The sequence below is a fragment of the Streptomyces sp. NPDC016562 genome (assembly GCF_043076955.1).
In the GTDB taxonomy this organism is placed as follows: Bacteria; Actinomycetota; Actinomycetes; order Streptomycetales; family Streptomycetaceae; genus Streptomyces.
The window spans coordinates 119,871-133,834 of the sequence record NZ_JBIBRZ010000006.1 but is presented as its reverse complement, the minus strand read 5'-3'; the positions used below and the strand labels follow the sequence as shown (position 1 = coordinate 133,834).

Annotated in this window: 12 protein-coding genes; 11 read left to right on the top strand and 1 reads right to left on the bottom strand. The window is 73.1% G+C overall.

From position 1 onward, the window contains the following. Nucleotides 1–18 precede the first annotated feature (18 nt). The 9 genes from ACF059_RS24200 to ACF059_RS24160 all read left to right on the top strand — a co-directional run bounded on the left by ACF059_RS24200 (nucleotide 19) and on the right by ACF059_RS24160 (nucleotide 12,066). A complete protein-coding gene (locus ACF059_RS24200; protein WP_392060583.1) occupies nucleotides 19–1,494 on the top strand; it encodes a ubiquitin-like domain-containing protein in 1,476 nt (491 codons plus the stop codon). Beyond that, nucleotides 1,491–2,393, top strand: a complete 903-nt coding sequence (gene rsmA, locus ACF059_RS24195) for a 16S rRNA (adenine(1518)-N(6)/adenine(1519)-N(6))-dimethyltransferase RsmA (protein ID WP_360891430.1) — start codon at nucleotides 1,491–1,493, stop codon at nucleotides 2,391–2,393. The genes ACF059_RS24200 and rsmA overlap by 4 nt, the downstream gene beginning before the upstream one ends. A 2-nt stretch (nucleotides 2,394–2,395) precedes the next feature. Then, nucleotides 2,396–3,286 carry a 4-(cytidine 5'-diphospho)-2-C-methyl-D-erythritol kinase gene (locus ACF059_RS24190; protein ID WP_392060580.1) on the top strand — a complete coding sequence of 297 codons (891 nt, stop codon included), beginning with the start codon at nucleotides 2,396–2,398 and terminating at the stop codon, nucleotides 3,284–3,286. Nucleotides 3,287–3,498: 212 nt separating this feature from the next. Beyond that, nucleotides 3,499–5,304: an ABC-F family ATP-binding cassette domain-containing protein gene (locus ACF059_RS24185; protein WP_392060577.1), complete on the top strand. Its 1,806-nt coding sequence runs from the start codon at nucleotides 3,499–3,501 to the stop codon at nucleotides 5,302–5,304. A 136-nt stretch (nucleotides 5,305–5,440) separates the two neighbouring features. Next, nucleotides 5,441–7,099: a PQQ-binding-like beta-propeller repeat protein gene (locus ACF059_RS24180; protein ID WP_392060574.1), complete on the top strand. Its 1,659-nt coding sequence runs from the start codon at nucleotides 5,441–5,443 to the stop codon at nucleotides 7,097–7,099. A 40-nt stretch (nucleotides 7,100–7,139) separates the two neighbouring features. Continuing rightward, nucleotides 7,140–8,894, top strand: coding sequence for a PQQ-binding-like beta-propeller repeat protein (locus tag ACF059_RS24175; RefSeq protein WP_392060571.1), 1,755 nt, complete (start codon nucleotides 7,140–7,142; stop codon nucleotides 8,892–8,894). Between the two features lie 127 nt (nucleotides 8,895–9,021). Continuing rightward, nucleotides 9,022–9,714 carry a response regulator transcription factor gene (locus ACF059_RS24170; RefSeq protein ID WP_392061206.1) on the top strand — a complete coding sequence of 231 codons (693 nt, stop codon included), beginning with the start codon at nucleotides 9,022–9,024 and terminating at the stop codon, nucleotides 9,712–9,714. 145 nt (nucleotides 9,715–9,859) lie between these two features. Continuing rightward, entirely contained in the window at nucleotides 9,860–10,819 is a 960-nt protein-coding gene (gene galE, locus ACF059_RS24165; protein WP_392061203.1) for a UDP-glucose 4-epimerase GalE, read from the top strand. A gap of 479 nt (nucleotides 10,820–11,298) precedes the next feature. Beyond that, nucleotides 11,299–12,066 (top strand): response regulator transcription factor, encoded by a 768-nt coding sequence (locus ACF059_RS24160; RefSeq protein ID WP_366865588.1) that lies wholly within the window; start codon nucleotides 11,299–11,301, stop codon nucleotides 12,064–12,066. Here the strand turns inward: ACF059_RS24160 and ACF059_RS24155 are convergent. After that, a complete protein-coding gene (locus tag ACF059_RS24155; RefSeq protein ID WP_030386194.1) occupies nucleotides 12,025–12,522 on the bottom strand; it encodes a MarR family winged helix-turn-helix transcriptional regulator in 498 nt (165 codons plus the stop codon). The genes ACF059_RS24160 and ACF059_RS24155 overlap by 42 nt on opposite strands. 160 nt (nucleotides 12,523–12,682) lie before the next feature. Between ACF059_RS24155 and ACF059_RS24150 the strand changes: the two genes are divergently transcribed. Then, nucleotides 12,683–13,540, top strand: a complete 858-nt coding sequence (locus ACF059_RS24150; protein ID WP_392060568.1) for a trans-aconitate 2-methyltransferase — start codon at nucleotides 12,683–12,685, stop codon at nucleotides 13,538–13,540. Between the two features lie 2 nt (nucleotides 13,541–13,542). Beyond that, on the top strand, nucleotides 13,543–13,938 hold the full coding sequence (locus ACF059_RS24145) for a VOC family protein (RefSeq protein WP_392060565.1): 396 nt from the start codon (nucleotides 13,543–13,545) through the stop codon (nucleotides 13,936–13,938). The last annotated feature ends 26 nt before the right edge of the window (nucleotides 13,939–13,964 follow it).

The window sequence follows — 13,964 nt, the reverse complement described above, 5'->3', positions numbered from 1 at the left end:
ACCAGTGGAGCGAGCGTCGTGAGCGATACGCAGGGCAGTCACCGCCGTGGTGGTCCCGCCCCGGAGGCGTACGAGGATCCCGGCGCCCCGGAACCGGGGGTACCGGCCCCGCGCCGGGCGGGGCGCCGCCGCGCACGCCGGGGCGGGCAGCCGACGCCGTGGCCCGACCCCCAGGCCCCCACCGTGACCGCCGTGACCGCCGTGCCGGTCGGGGCCGCGGGGGACGCGGCAGCCGTGGGGGTCCCGGGCGCCGGGTCGGGCCGCCGCAGGGCCGCCCCGCCCGCCGCCCCGCTCCCGGCCCCCTCGGCCCCGCCACCGTCGCTCTCGGCAAGCCCCAGCCCTGGCCCCGGCCCCGGCAGCGGCCCCGGCAGACGCCGCCGCGCCGCCCCCGCCCAGGCCCCCGGCGGGACCTGGCGGCGGATCGTGCCCCAAGCCCTGGTCGTCGTCTTCCTCGCCGGCGGCACCACCGCCTTCGTCGCCGCCGACAAGGCGGTCCGCCTCACCGTGGACGGGGTCCCGAGGAACCTCCACACCTTCGCCGACGACATCGACGAACTGCTCGCCTCTGAAGGCCTCGGGGTAGGCCCCCACGACCTCGTAGCCCCCGCCCCCGGCGAACCCCTCGAAGACGGCGAGCAGGTGGTCGTCCACTACGGCCGCCCCCTGCGCCTGACCCTCGACGGACAGCAGCGCCAGGTGTGGACCACCGCCCGCACCGTCGACGGGGCCCTGCGCCAGTTCGGCATCCGCGCCGAGGGCGCCTACCTCTCCGCCCACCGCACAGCCGCCGTACCCCGCGACGGCATGGCCCTGAGCGTCCGCACCGAACGCAGCATCACCTTCATGGCCGACGGCAGCGAACGCACCATCCGCACCAACGCCGCCACCGTCCAGGAGGCCCTCGACCAGGCCGGCATCACCCTGCGGGGCCAGGACACCACCTCCGTGCCCCCCACCGTCTTCCCCCGCGACGGCCAGACCGTCACCGTGCTGCGCATCACCGGCACCCGCGAGGTCCGCGAGGAGCGCATCCCGTACGCGACCGAGCGGGTCGAGGACCCCGGCCTCTTCGCCGGCACCGAGGTCGTCGAACGCGCCGGCCGCCCCGGAGCGCGCAGGGTCACGTACAGCCTGCGCACCGTCAACGGGGTCCGGCAAAAGCCCCGCCAGGTCGCCGAGGAGGTCGTCCGCGAGCCCGTCACCCAGCTCGTCAAGGTCGGCACCAAACCCCTGCCGAACTCCGTCGCGGGCGCCGACGGCCTCAACTGGAGCGCCCTCGCCCAGTGCGAGTCCGGCGGCCGCCCCGCCGCCACCGACCCCTCGGGCACCTACGGCGGCCTCTACCAGTTCGACGTCCGCACCTGGCACGCCCTCGGCGGCACCGGCCGCCCCCAGGACGCGTCGGGCGCGGAACAGACCTACCGGGCGAAGAAGCTCTACGTGCAGCGGGGGGCGAGTCCCTGGCCCCACTGCGGCCGTACGCTTACCCGGTGAGCACCGCAGAGCAGCAGCCCAACGAGACCCCTTCTGACGCCCTACTCGGACCGGCCGAGATCCGGGAGCTGGCCGCCGTACTCGGCGTGAAGCCGACGAAGCAGAAGGGGCAGAACTTCGTCATCGACGCCAACACGGTGCGCCGGATCGTGCGCACCGCGGGGGTGCGGCCCGACGACGTGGTCGTCGAGGTCGGGCCGGGACTGGGCTCGCTGACGCTCGCGCTGCTGGAAGCCGCGGACCGGGTCGTCGCCGTGGAGATCGACGACATCCTGGCGGCCGCGCTGCCCGCCACCATCGAGGCGCGGATGCCCGCGCGCAAGGACCGCTTCGCGCTGGTCCACTCCGACGCGATGCTGGTGACGGAGCTGCCCGGTCCGGCGCCGACCGCGCTCGTCGCGAACCTGCCGTACAACGTGGCCGTTCCCGTCCTGCTGACCATGCTGGACCGCTTCCCCAGCATCGAGCGCACCCTGGTGATGGTGCAGGCGGAGGTCGCCGACCGGCTCGCCGCCGAGCCCGGCAACAAGGTGTACGGGGTGCCCTCGGTCAAGGCCAACTGGTACGCGGACGTCAAGCGCGCCGGGGCCATCGGCCGCAAGGTCTTCTGGCCCGCCCCGAACGTCGACTCCGGCCTCGTCTCGCTGGTGCGCCGCGCAGAGCCGATCAAGACCACCGCCTCGAAGGCCGAGGTGTTCGCGGTCGTGGACGCGGCGTTCGCGCAGCGCCGCAAGACGCTGCGCGCCGCGCTGGCCGGCTGGGCCGGTTCGGCGGCGGGCGCGGAGGCGGCGCTGGTCGCCGCGGGCGTCTCCCCGCAGGCGCGCGGGGAGTCGCTGACGGTGGAGCAGTTCGCCGCGATCGCCGAGAACAAGCCCGCCGCGCAGGAGCCCGCCCTGTGAGCGTGACCGTACGAGTCCCCGCGAAGGTCAACGTGCAGCTGGCGGTGGGCGCGGCCCGCCCCGACGGCTTCCACGACCTCGCCAACGTCTTCCTCGCCGTCTCGCTGTACGACGAGGTCACGGCGACGCCGGCCGACGAGCTGACCGTGACCTGCACGGGCCCCGACGCCGACAAGGTCCCCCTGGACCGGACGAACCTCGCCGCGCGGGCCGCCGAGATCCTGGCCGCACGGGCCGGGCTGGCCCCTGCCGTCCACCTCCACATCGCGAAGAACATCCCGGTGGCGGGCGGTATGGCGGGCGGCAGCGCGGACGGTGCGGCGGCCCTGCTGGCCTGCGACGCCCTGTGGGGGCTGGACACCCCGCGCGCCGAGCTGCTGGAGATCTGCGCGGAGCTCGGCAGCGACGTCCCCTTCAGCCTGGTCGGCGGGGCCGCGCTGGGCACCGGCCGGGGCGAGCTGCTGACCCCGGTCGAGGCGGGCGCCTTCCACTGGGTGTTCGCGGTGGCCGACGGCGGCCTGTCCACGCCGGCGGTGTTCCGCGAGTTCGACCGCCTCACGGCGGACACGACGGTGCCGGCCCCCCAGGCCTCCCCGGAGCTGCTCGCCGCCCTGGCCTCCGGCGACCCGGACCGGCTGGCCGCCCGTCTGGCCAACGACCTCCAGCCGGCCGCCCTGTCCCTGCGCCCGCAGCTGGCGCGGACCCTGGCGGTGGGCACGGACGCCGGGGCGCTGGCCGCGCTGGTCTCCGGCTCGGGGCCGACGACGGCGTTCCTGGTACGGGACGAGGAAGCGGCGCGCAAGGTGGCGGCGGCGCTCGACGCCTCCGGCACGTGCCGGGCCACCCGCGTGGCGGCCGCGCCGGCGCCGGGCGCCACGGTCCTGCCCTCCTGACCCCACGGGCCGCGCCCCCCGGGGCTCGGCCCCGGACCGCGCAGCTCACACGCCCGCCGGGCCGGCTGCGGCGGGCGTCCTCAGGGGCGTACGCGCGGACCCGCGCCCCGCTCGTGAAACGGTCCGGCGCCGCCCGGCGCGTTAGGCTGAGGGGCTGATCCACACCCTCTCCCGGACGCGTGTCCGGGGGTACCCCACCTGGAGCGCGTCTGATGGCGGTCAATCTGGTCAATGTCGAGGCAGTCAGCAAGGTGTACGGCACACGTACCCTGCTGGACGGCATTTCCCTCGGCGTGTCCGAGGGGGACCGCATCGGCGTCGTCGGCCGCAACGGCGACGGCAAGACCACCCTCATCCGAATGCTCGCCAAGCTGGAGGAGCCCGACACCGGCCGCGTCACGCAGTCCGGCGGCCTGCGCATGGGCGTCCTCACCCAGCACGACTCCCTCGATCCCGCGGCGACCATCCGCCACGAGATCATCCGGGACATGGCCGACCACGAGTGGGCCGGCAACGCCAAGATCCGCGACGTCCTGACCGGTCTGTTCGGCGGACTCGACCTGCCCGGCTTCGGTGAGGGCCTCGACACGGTCATCGGCCCGCTCTCCGGCGGCGAGCGCCGCCGCATCGCGCTCGCCAAGCTGCTCATCGCCGACCAGGACCTCCTGGTCCTCGACGAGCCCACCAACCACCTCGACGTCGAGGGCATCTCCTGGCTGGCCGCGCACCTCCAGGAGCGCCGCTCGGCGCTCGTCTGCGTGACCCACGACCGCTGGTTCCTCGACCAGGTCTGCACCCGCATGTGGGACGTGCAGCGCGGTGACGTGCACGAGTACGAGGGCGGCTACAGCGACTACGTCTTCGCCCGCGCCGAGCGCGAGCGGATCGCCGCGACCGAGGAGTCCAAGCGGCAGAACCTGATGCGCAAGGAGCTGGCCTGGCTGCGCCGCGGCGCCCCCGCCCGGACGTCCAAGCCCCGCTACCGCATCGAGGCCGCCAACGAGCTCATCGCGGACGTGCCGCCGCCGCGCGACACGTCCGAGCTGATGCGCTTCGCCAACGCCCGCCTCGGCAAGACCGTCTTCGACCTCGAGGACGTCAGCGTCCACGCCGGTCCCAAGGAACTGCTCAAGCACCTCACCTGGCACCTGGGTCCCGGCGACCGCATCGGTCTCGTCGGGGTCAACGGCGCCGGCAAGACCTCCCTGCTGCGCGCCCTCGCCGAGGCGGCCCGCACCCAGGGCGAGGTGCAGCCCGCGGCCGGCAAGATCACGGTCGGCAAGACCGTCAGGCTGGCCTACCTCTCCCAGGAGGTCGGTGAACTCGACCCCTCGCTGCGGGTCCTGGAGGCCGTCCAGCGGGTCCGCGACCGCGTCGACCTCGGCAAGGGCCGCGAGATGACGGCGGGCCAGCTGTGCGAGCAGTTCGGTTTCACCAAGGAGAAGCAGTGGACGCCGGTCGGCGACCTCTCCGGTGGTGAGCGGCGGCGGTTGCAGATCCTGCGCCTGCTGATGGACGAGCCGAACGTCCTGTTCCTCGACGAGCCCACCAACGACCTCGACATCGAGACGCTGACCCAGCTGGAGGACCTCCTCGACGGCTGGCCGGGCTCGATGATCGTGATCTCCCACGACCGCTTCTTCATCGAGCGCACCACCGACACGGTGATGGCCCTGCTCGGTGACGCGAGCCTGCGGATGCTGCCGCGCGGCCTGGACGAGTACCTGGAGCGCCGTCGGCGGATGATCGAGGCGGCCGCCCCGGCGCCCGCCCCGGCCGCGTCCTCCGCCGGGAAGTCCACGGCCTCCGGGGACTCGCGCGCCGCGAAGAAGGAGCTCCAGAAGATCGAGCGGCAGCTGAACAAGCTGTCCGACCGCGAGGGCAACCTGCACGCCCAGATCGCCGAGAACTCCACCGATTACGACAAGGTGGCCAAGCTCGACGCGGAACTGCGCGAACTCCTCGCGGACCGGGACGATTTGGAAATGCGCTGGCTGGAGCTCGCGGAAGAGGCGTAGCAACTGGCCGGATAACGGCGGCGTCACGGGCCGGTCCTCCCTTGGGAACAGGGGACGGACCGGCCCGATGCATGTACGCCGTCAGTGATAGAAAGGTCATCCTCCACGCCCCCTCCGAAGCCGAAAGTGTGCGCTGATGACCGAGCCGCCCCAGCCGCCGAACCAGCCACCGCCGCCTTCCGGTTACGGGCACCTCCCCGGCCCGCCGCAGCCCGGTTACGGCTTCCCGCCGCAGGGCGAGAACCCGTACGCCCAGCAGCCCGCGGCCCCCTATGGGCAGCAGCCGCAGCAGCCCCCGTACGGCCGGCAGCCCCCGTACGTCCAGCAGCCGCCCACCGTCCAGCAGCAGCCCCCGCTCGGCGCGCCCGGAGGCCTGCCGCCGAAGAGGAAGCGGACCGTCCTGATCGCCGCGTCGGTGGCGGCGGCCGTCCTCGCCGCGGGCGTGGGCTACGTCGCCTTCTTCCGGGACGACGACGCCAAGGAGCCCACCGCGCAGGCGTCCACGCCGCCCGCCCCCTCCGGCTCCCCTTCCGTGGACAAGGGCGACGGCAGCGGCAACGGCAGCGGCGACGGGGGCCAGCTCGGCGACCTCAACGCGGGCCGCAAGCAGGGCGAGGACAAGGTCCTGTGGCTCAAGACCGCCAAGATCGACGGGCCCGGTATGGGCGTCGAGGCGGCCGGCCAGTGGGTCGTCGGCGACACCGTCGTCAAGAGCGTCTGGAAGTCGCTCACCGGCTACGCGGTCACCGACGGCAAGGAGAAGTGGACCCTGCCGTTCCCCGCCGTGATCTGCTCCGTCAGCCGCCAGGCCACCCCCGACGGGAAAGCGGTCGTCATGTACCGCGACGGCGAGGGCGAGAACGCCTCCTGCACCCAACTGCGCGTGGTCGACCTCAAGACGGGCAAGGAGGTCTGGTCGAAGGAGGTGCCCAAGGAAGGCATCTTCGACATCTTCACCAGCCCCACCCTGGCCATGGCGGGCGACACCGTCACCGTCAGCCGCGGCGGCACCGCCAGCGCCTTCAAGATCAGCAACGGCGACAAGCTCTTCGGCCACGCGCTCGGCACGGGCTGCAACCCCGACTCCTACGAGACGGGCAACGGCAAGATGATCGCCCTCGCCACCTGCTCCGACGACGACGCGAGCGCCGAGGTGCAGGGCGTCGACCCGGTCACCGGCAAGAAGAACTGGGCCTTCCGGCTCCCCAAGAAGTTCAAGGTCACCAGCATCTACTCGGTGGACCCGGTCGTCGTGGACGTCGGCAACGAGGCGACCAAGGAGCGTTCCATCCTGGTCCTGGGGCCCGACGGGAAGCAGACCGCCACCCTCGTCGGCGCGGGCAACTTCGCCACGGGCTGCGGCGACACCGGCCTCTTCAAGGCCCTGACGACCTGCCCCTCGGCCGTCGTCGACGGGAACACCCTCTACCTGCCCACCGCGGCCGCCGCCGGCGCCGCCAACGAGATCGTCGCCTTCGACCTGGCCACCGGCAAGGACAAGTGGCGCACCCCGGCAGGGGACAAGCGCACCCTCACCCCGGTCAAGGTCCTCAACGGACAGCTGATCGCCTACCGCAAGGCCGAGTCCGACCAGGGCGGCGAGGTCCTCGCGATCCCCGCCGACGGCGCCGCCCCCACCGCGCTCCTGCGCCACCCGTCGGGCCCCGCCACCCCGATCGAGAGCTCCTTCCGCACCCCGAGGCTCGACTACGCGGACGGACGGTTCTTCCTCTCCGTCTCCCGCCTGAACGCCCAGGGCAAGGACGAGAAGCTCCTCATGGTCTTCGGAAAGTGAACCCGCCCCACGACCGCCCACCGAGAGGCAACAACACCCCATGAGCACCCCGCCGCCCCCCCACCAGCCGCCGTCCGGCGGCTTCGGAGCGCCGCAGGACCCCGGCCCCGCCCCGGCTGCGGGGAATCCCGCACCCGGCGGGTTCGGCGCGCCCACGCCGCCGCCCCCGCAGGCCCCGCCCGGCCCGCCGGCGCCCCCGCAGCAGCCGCCGTCCGGACAGCCCGCGTACGGCTACCCGCAGCCCGGGCCCGGTTACGGGTACCCGCAGCAGCCCGGCAGCCCCCCGCCGTTCGGCGCGCCCGCCGGCCCGGCCGCGCCCGCCGGCCCGCCCGCCACCGGCGGCGGGAACGACAAGCGCACCCAGCTGATGATCGTCGGCGCGGCCCTGCTGGCCATCGTCCTCATCGTCGGAGGCGGCCTCTGGTACGTCTCCGGCGACGGCAGCGGCGGAGACGGCGGGAAGGACGGCGCGCAGAGCGGCCCCAGCGCCTCCACGGACGGCGACAAGCCCGGCACGTTCGTGCCCGGCACGGAGAAGGCGCCCTCCAACCCCAAGTCGAAGGTCCTCTTCAAGCAGCCGAGCCCGGCGCCGGCCGACGTCGTCAACGTCACCGGCTCCTGGATCACCGACGCCACCTACGTCAAGTCCGACGTGGCGAAGGTGGTCGGCTACAACCTCGTCGACGGCGGCAAGAAGTGGGAGCTGCCCTTCCCGGGCGAGCTCTGCGGCGCGACCCACCACATCAGCGAGAACAAGTCGGCGGTCCTCTTCCGGGCGTCCCAGCCCACGCCCGAGAACAAGTACCCGGCCTGCACCGAGGTCGGCGTCTTCGACCTGGAGAGCGGCAAGCTCGTCTGGTCCGGCAATGCCAAGAGCGCCAACGGCGGCGACAAGCCGGTGTCGTTCTCCGAGGTCACCATCAGCGGCAAGACCGTCGCCGCGGCCGGTGTCTCCGCGGGCGGCGCCGCCTGGAGCCTCACCGACGGCAAGGCGCTGTGGCAGCCCAAGGTCGACGGCGAGAGCTGCCGCGACACCGGTTACGCGGGCGGTGAGGCCCTCGGCGTCATCCGCAAGTGCGGCCAGAGCGGCAACTACACCCTGCACGCGCAGATCCTGGACCCGGCCACGGGCGCGCCCACCGCCTCGTACAAGCTCTCCCCGGGCATCGAGTACGCGCACATCGTCTCCACCAAGCCGCTGATCGTGGGGGCCGACGTCGGCGACAACGCGAAGGGCGGCAAGGGCGTCAGCGACCTCTTCGTCGTCGACCCCAAGGGCGAGCTGAAGGCGCGCATCCCGCTCGCCTCCGGCAACTTCGCCGCCAAGTGCGGGGCCACCGAAGTCGAGAGGTGCAGCCACATGGTCGTCGGCAACGGCAGGATCTACGTGCCCTCCCAGGAGCACCAGGGCCAGTCCGGCAGCAGCCGCACCAACGAGCTGCTCTCCTTCGACCTGGAGACCGGCAAGCAGACCACCGACCGCGCCGACGCGGGCGAGCGGTACACGATCTTCCCGCTGCGCATGGACGGGTCGAACATCATCGCCTACAAGAACCCCCCGTACGACAAGGGCGGCCAGATCGTCAGCATCGACGCCAAGACGATGAAGGAAACCCTCCTCATAGAGAACCCGTCCGACAAGGAGACCCAGCGCGCCGAGACGGCCTTCTCGCCGGACTACAGCGAGTTCCGCTACCACAACGGCAAGCTGTTCATCTCCCGCACGAACGTCCGCAAGCCGTACTCGGACAAGGCCGACCCGGAGTTCCTCTTCGTGTCGTTCACCGCGAGCTGACGCGTCCGGCTCCGCCGCGAAGCCCCCGAACGGTACCCACCGATCGGGGGCTTCTGCCTGTATCCCCCTCGCACCGTCGAACAACCGTGTACCTTGCCGGGTCAGAAGGTGGGGGGTGGGTTCCGCAATGGGCGTACGGGTCGTGGTGGTCGACGAGCACCGGCTGCTGGCCGAGGCGCTCGCCTCCGCGCTGAAACTGCGCGGGCACCGGGTGCTGGCCGCCGCCGCCCCGGCCGCGGGCGCCGCCGACCTGGTCATCGGCCGTGCGCCGGAGGTCTGTCTCTTCGGGACCGCGTCGCCCGCCGAGCCCGGGGTCTTCGAGCCCGTCGTCCGCATCAAGCGGGAACGCCCGCAGATCGCCGTGGTCGTCCTGGGCCCGGTGCCGAACCCCCGGGGCATCGCGGCCGCCTTCGCCGCGGGCGCCTGCGGGTACGTACGCCAGGACGAGCGCATCGAGGGCGTGGAGCGGGCGCTGGCCAAGGCGCGTGCCGGGGAGGTGGCGATCGCCCCCCAACTGCTGCAAGGGGCCTTCGCGGAGCTCCTGAACCCCACGGTCCAGCCCGACGACGAGGGCAGCAGGCTGCTGCGGCTGCTCACCCCCCGCGAGGTGGAGGTGCTGGTGCGGGTCGCCGAGGGCGAGGACACCCGGCTGATCGCGGCGGGCATGGAGATCGCGCCGAGCACGGCCCGTACGCACGTGCAGCGGGTGCTGATGAAGCTGGGCGTGGGCTCGCGCCTGGAGGCGGCCGCGCTGGCCGCCCGTACGGGCCTGCTGGACCGGGCCCTGCCGGGCCGTCCGGCGGAGGCCCCGCTGGGCTGACGCGGCCGCTGACGCCCGGTTTCCGCCGGATCCGCCCGCCCGATTTCCCCGGACGCGCCGAATCCGGTAAGCCAGTCTCCTAGCGTGCGCGCACATGGCGCACGGGTCCCCTGGGAGAGGCAGTAGTCGAGTGAGCCAGACGGCGATGCACAAATACCTGGTAACCGGCGGCGCCGGATACGTCGGCAGTGTGGTCGCTGCCCACCTGCTGGAGGCCGGGCACGAGGTCACCGTCCTCGACGACCTCAGCACCGGCTTCCGCGTCGGGGTCCCGGAGGGCGCCGAGTTCATCGAGGGCCGGATCCAGGACGCCTCCCGGTACCTGGACCCCTCCTACGACGCGGTGCTGCACTTCGCGGCCTCCTCGCAGGTCGGCGAGTCCGTGGTGAATCCGGGCAAGTACTGGGAGAACAACGTCGGCGGGACGCTCGCCCTGCTGGCCGCGATGCGCGGGGCCGGGGTGCGCAAGCTGGTGTTCTCCTCCACCGCCGCCACCTACGGGGAGCCGACGGAGGGCCTGCTCACCGAGGCCTCGGTGACCGCGCCGACCAACCCGTACGGGGCCTCGAAGCTGGCCGTGGACCACATGATCGCGGGAGAGTGCGTGGCGCACGGCCTGGCCGCGGTGTCCCTGCGCTACTTCAACGTGGCCGGCGCCTACGGCCGGTTCGGCGAGCGGCACACCCCCGAGACGCACCTGATCCCGCTGGTCCTCCAGGTCGCGCTGGGCGAGCGCGAGGCGATCTCCGTGTACGGGGAGGACTACCCCACCCCGGACGGCACCTGCGTGCGCGACTACATCCACGTCGCCGACCTGGCCGAGGCCCACCTGGCCGCCCTCCGGGCGGCCGCCGCGGGGGAGCACCTGATCTGCAACCTGGGCAACGGGAGCGGCTTCTCGGTCCGGGAGGTCGTCGAGACGGTGCGCAAGGTGACCGGCCGGGACATCCCCGAGGTCGTCGCCCCGCGCCGGGCCGGGGACCCGGCGATGCTGGTCGCCTCCGCCCGCACGGCGCACGAGCGCCTGGGGTGGACCCCGAGCCGTTCGGACCTCACCGGCATCATCACGGACGCCTGGAACTTCGCGCGGACGCACACCTCCTGACCCACCGGTCCGCCCCCGCACCCCTGTTTGCACCCGCGCCCCCCGCACCTTTCCGGTGCGGGGGGCGCGCGTGCGCCGGGCGTGCGCCGAAGGTGGGCGCTGCGCGCGGGCGCGCAGCGTGCACACGCCGGGTGAAATGCCCCCCGTGCAACTGCCCGTGGCACCCCCGGAGGCGTAAACCGTCATCCGGACCGCCGGTGCCGGTGAATTCAAGCCACCGCAATGCCGGTTCAGAAGCATCGGGCGGGAAAATCGCCGGGAAAACTTCTGCTATTCGGCCAACTGCGCACCGCCCCCGGCCCTACGCTGATGCGTGACGCCGGTGGGGGCCGGTGTTGATTCAGGGGTCGAGACAAGTCGGGTACGTCGTCCGGTCCGGGGTAGTGCAGAGGTGTCTCGGCGGCGGCCGGGTCAGCTGCGGATCACCCGGTCCGGGCGCCGTACCCGCCGTTGTCCGTTCCCCTACCCTTGGGGGTTTTGTGGTTCGTATCCGGGTTCTCGTCGTCGACGATCACCGCATCTTCGCCGAATCGCTCGCAGCCGCGCTCGCGGCCGAGCCGGACGTGGACGTGTCCGCGGCCGGCAGCGGCCCCGCCGCGGCGCGCTGCCTCGAACGCGCGGTGGCCGAGGGCCGCCGTTTCGACGTCCTGCTGGTCGACGCCGATCTCGGCACGGTCGCCGGGGCGGTGCCCGCCCAGCGGGAGCCGGGCTCGGGGCCGCAGCCGCCCGGCCCGGACGGGATCGCCCTGGTCGCGGGGGTGCGGGTGAGCCACCCCGGGGTCCGTACGGTGGTCCTCGCCGAGCGCGACGACCCGCGCCGGGCGGCGCTCGCGCTCCAGGCGGGCGCCTCGGGCTGGGTGGCGAAGGACTGCTCGCTGTCGCGGCTGCTGGCCGTCATCCGCGGGGTCCTGCGCGAGGAGACCCACCTGCCGCCCGCCCTGCTCACCGGGGTGCTGCGGGAACTGACCGCGGCGCGCAAGCACCGTACGGACAGCGAGCGGCTCGTGGAGTCGCTCACCCCGCGCGAACACGAGGTGCTGCGCTGCATGGTGGCGGGGCTGGGCCGCAAGGACGTGGCGGCGCGGCTGTTCCTGTCCCCGCACACCGTCCGCACCCACATGCAGAACGTGCTGGGCAAGCTCGGGGTGCACTCCACGCTGGCGGCGGTGGCGCTAGCGCGCCGGGCGGGCGTGCGGCCGGCCGACCTAGCCGGGGATGTTGTCGAACGGAGCGGTCAACTGGCGTAGCAGCCCGGCGAGATCGCCGCGCTGGTTCTGTGAGAGCTGGGCCAGGATGGCCCGTTCCTGGGCCAGCAGTCCGGCGAGGGCCTGGTCGGCGCGGTCCCGGCCCTCGGGGGTGAGCCGCACCAGGACCCCCCGGCGGTCGCTGGGGTCCGGGAGCCGTTCGACCAGGCCTTTCTTGGCGAGCCGGTCGATGCGGTTGGTCATGGTGCCGGAGGTGACCAGGGTCTGGGTCAGGAGCTGGCCGGGGGAGAGCTGGTAGGGCGCGCCGGCCCGCCGCAGCGAGGTCAGGACGTCGAACTCCCAGGGCTCCAGGCCGTGCTCGGAGAAGGCCAGGCGCCGGGCGCGGTCGAGATGGCGCGCGAGCCTGCTGACGCGGCTCAGGACCTCGAGCGGTTCCACGTCGAGGTCAGGGCGCTCCCGCCGCCATGCCGCCACCAGTCGGTCGACCTCGTCCTCCATGCCGATCAGTGTAAGGGGTCTGTCGATGTGAAGTCTCTTCATGTGGAGCATCTTGACCACGAGTATCTTGACGTCGAGATATAAAAAGGCGAGCATGGGGCATGGAGGGGGCCGGAACAGATTCCGCTTCCGACCGCCCCGCCAGCAGGGAGGCTCGAACATGTATTCCGATACCGGGCACGCCGGGACCCCCACGTCCACCGCCCCCTCGGCTCCCACCTGGGACCCACAGCAGTACCTCCGGCACACGGGCCACCGCACGCGGCCCTTCCTGGACCTCCTCACCCGCATACCGGAACTGCCCCGCCAGCGCGCCCGCATCGCCGACCTCGGCTGCGGCCCGGGCAACGTCACCGCGCTGCTCGCGGACCGCTGGCCCGAGGCCCGCATCACGGGCTTCGACCTCTCCCCGGAGATGCTCCAGACCGCCGACCGCAACCACGCCGGCCCTACCCCCGGAGGCGGCAGCCTCGACTTCCGTCCCGGGGACCTCGCCTCCTGGCTCCCCGAGGAGCCCTACGACCTGATCGTCTCCAACGCCGCCCTCCAGTGGGTCCCCAGCCACCCCGGCTCCTTCGGCGCCTGGATCAACGGGCTGCGGCCCGGCGGCACCTTCGCCTTCCAGATCCCCGGCAACTTCAAGGCCCCCAGCCACGCCCTGCTCGCCGAGCTCTGCGACGCCCCGCGCTGGCGGGCCCGGCTCGCCGGACACGGCGCCCGTTACGTCCACCACCTCGAACCCGCCGAATACCTCGCCCGGTTCACCGCACTGGGCTGCACCACGGACGTCTGGGAATCCACCTACCACCAATTGCTCCAGGGTCCCGACCCCGTACTGGAATGGGTCAAGGGCACCGCCCTGCGCCCCGTCCTGACCGCCCTCGGCGACGACCGCGAAGCCGTCGACGCCTTCCTCACCGAATACCGCGACCGGCTGCGCGTGGCCTACCCGAGCGGGCCACGCGGCACGGTCTTCCCGTTCCGCAGGATCTTCGCCGTCGCCCGTAAGGAGGCCTGACCTTGCTCAGCGCAGTCGACCACGTCCAGCTCGCCGCGCCGCCCGGCTCGGAAGAGCGGCTCCGCGCGTACTACACGGACGTCCTCGGCATGACCGAGATCCCCAAGCCGCCCGTCCTCGCCGCGCGCGGCGGCTGCTGGTTCGCCGCCGGACCGGTACAGCTGCACCTCGGCGTCGAGGAGGACTTCCGGCCCGCCCGCAAGGCGCACCCGGGGCTCCGGGTGACCGGCATCCAGGCGTACGCGAGCAGACTGCTGGAGCGGGGGGCCACCGTCGTCTGGGACGACAACCTGCCGGGCCACGACCGCTTCTACTCCGAGGACCCCGTCGGCAACCGGCTCGAATTCCTGGAACCGCGCGACCCGGCGCCGCACGGCGGGGAATCCGGCGCGCCGTAGGAGACGCCCGCCCGGTCCCGCCCGGC

What these genes read in the sequence shown, in the direction of transcription:
- ACF059_RS24185 (WP_392060577.1), top strand. Translation starts at nt 3,499, where the DNA reads ATGGCGGTCAATCTGGTCAATGTCGAGGCAGTCAGCAAGGTGTACGGC.
- ACF059_RS24180 (WP_392060574.1), top strand. Translation starts at nt 5,441, where the DNA reads ATGACCGAGCCGCCCCAGCCGCCGAACCAGCCACCGCCGCCTTCCGGT.
- ACF059_RS24175 (WP_392060571.1), top strand. Translation starts at nt 7,140, where the DNA reads ATGAGCACCCCGCCGCCCCCCCACCAGCCGCCGTCCGGCGGCTTCGGA.
- ACF059_RS24170 (WP_392061206.1), top strand. Translation starts at nt 9,022, where the DNA reads ATGGGCGTACGGGTCGTGGTGGTCGACGAGCACCGGCTGCTGGCCGAG.
- galE (WP_392061203.1), top strand. Translation starts at nt 9,860, where the DNA reads ATGCACAAATACCTGGTAACCGGCGGCGCCGGATACGTCGGCAGTGTG.
- ACF059_RS24155 (WP_030386194.1), bottom strand. Translation starts at nt 12,522, where the DNA reads ATGGAGGACGAGGTCGACCGACTGGTGGCGGCATGGCGGCGGGAGCGC.
- ACF059_RS24150 (WP_392060568.1), top strand. Translation starts at nt 12,683, where the DNA reads ATGTATTCCGATACCGGGCACGCCGGGACCCCCACGTCCACCGCCCCC.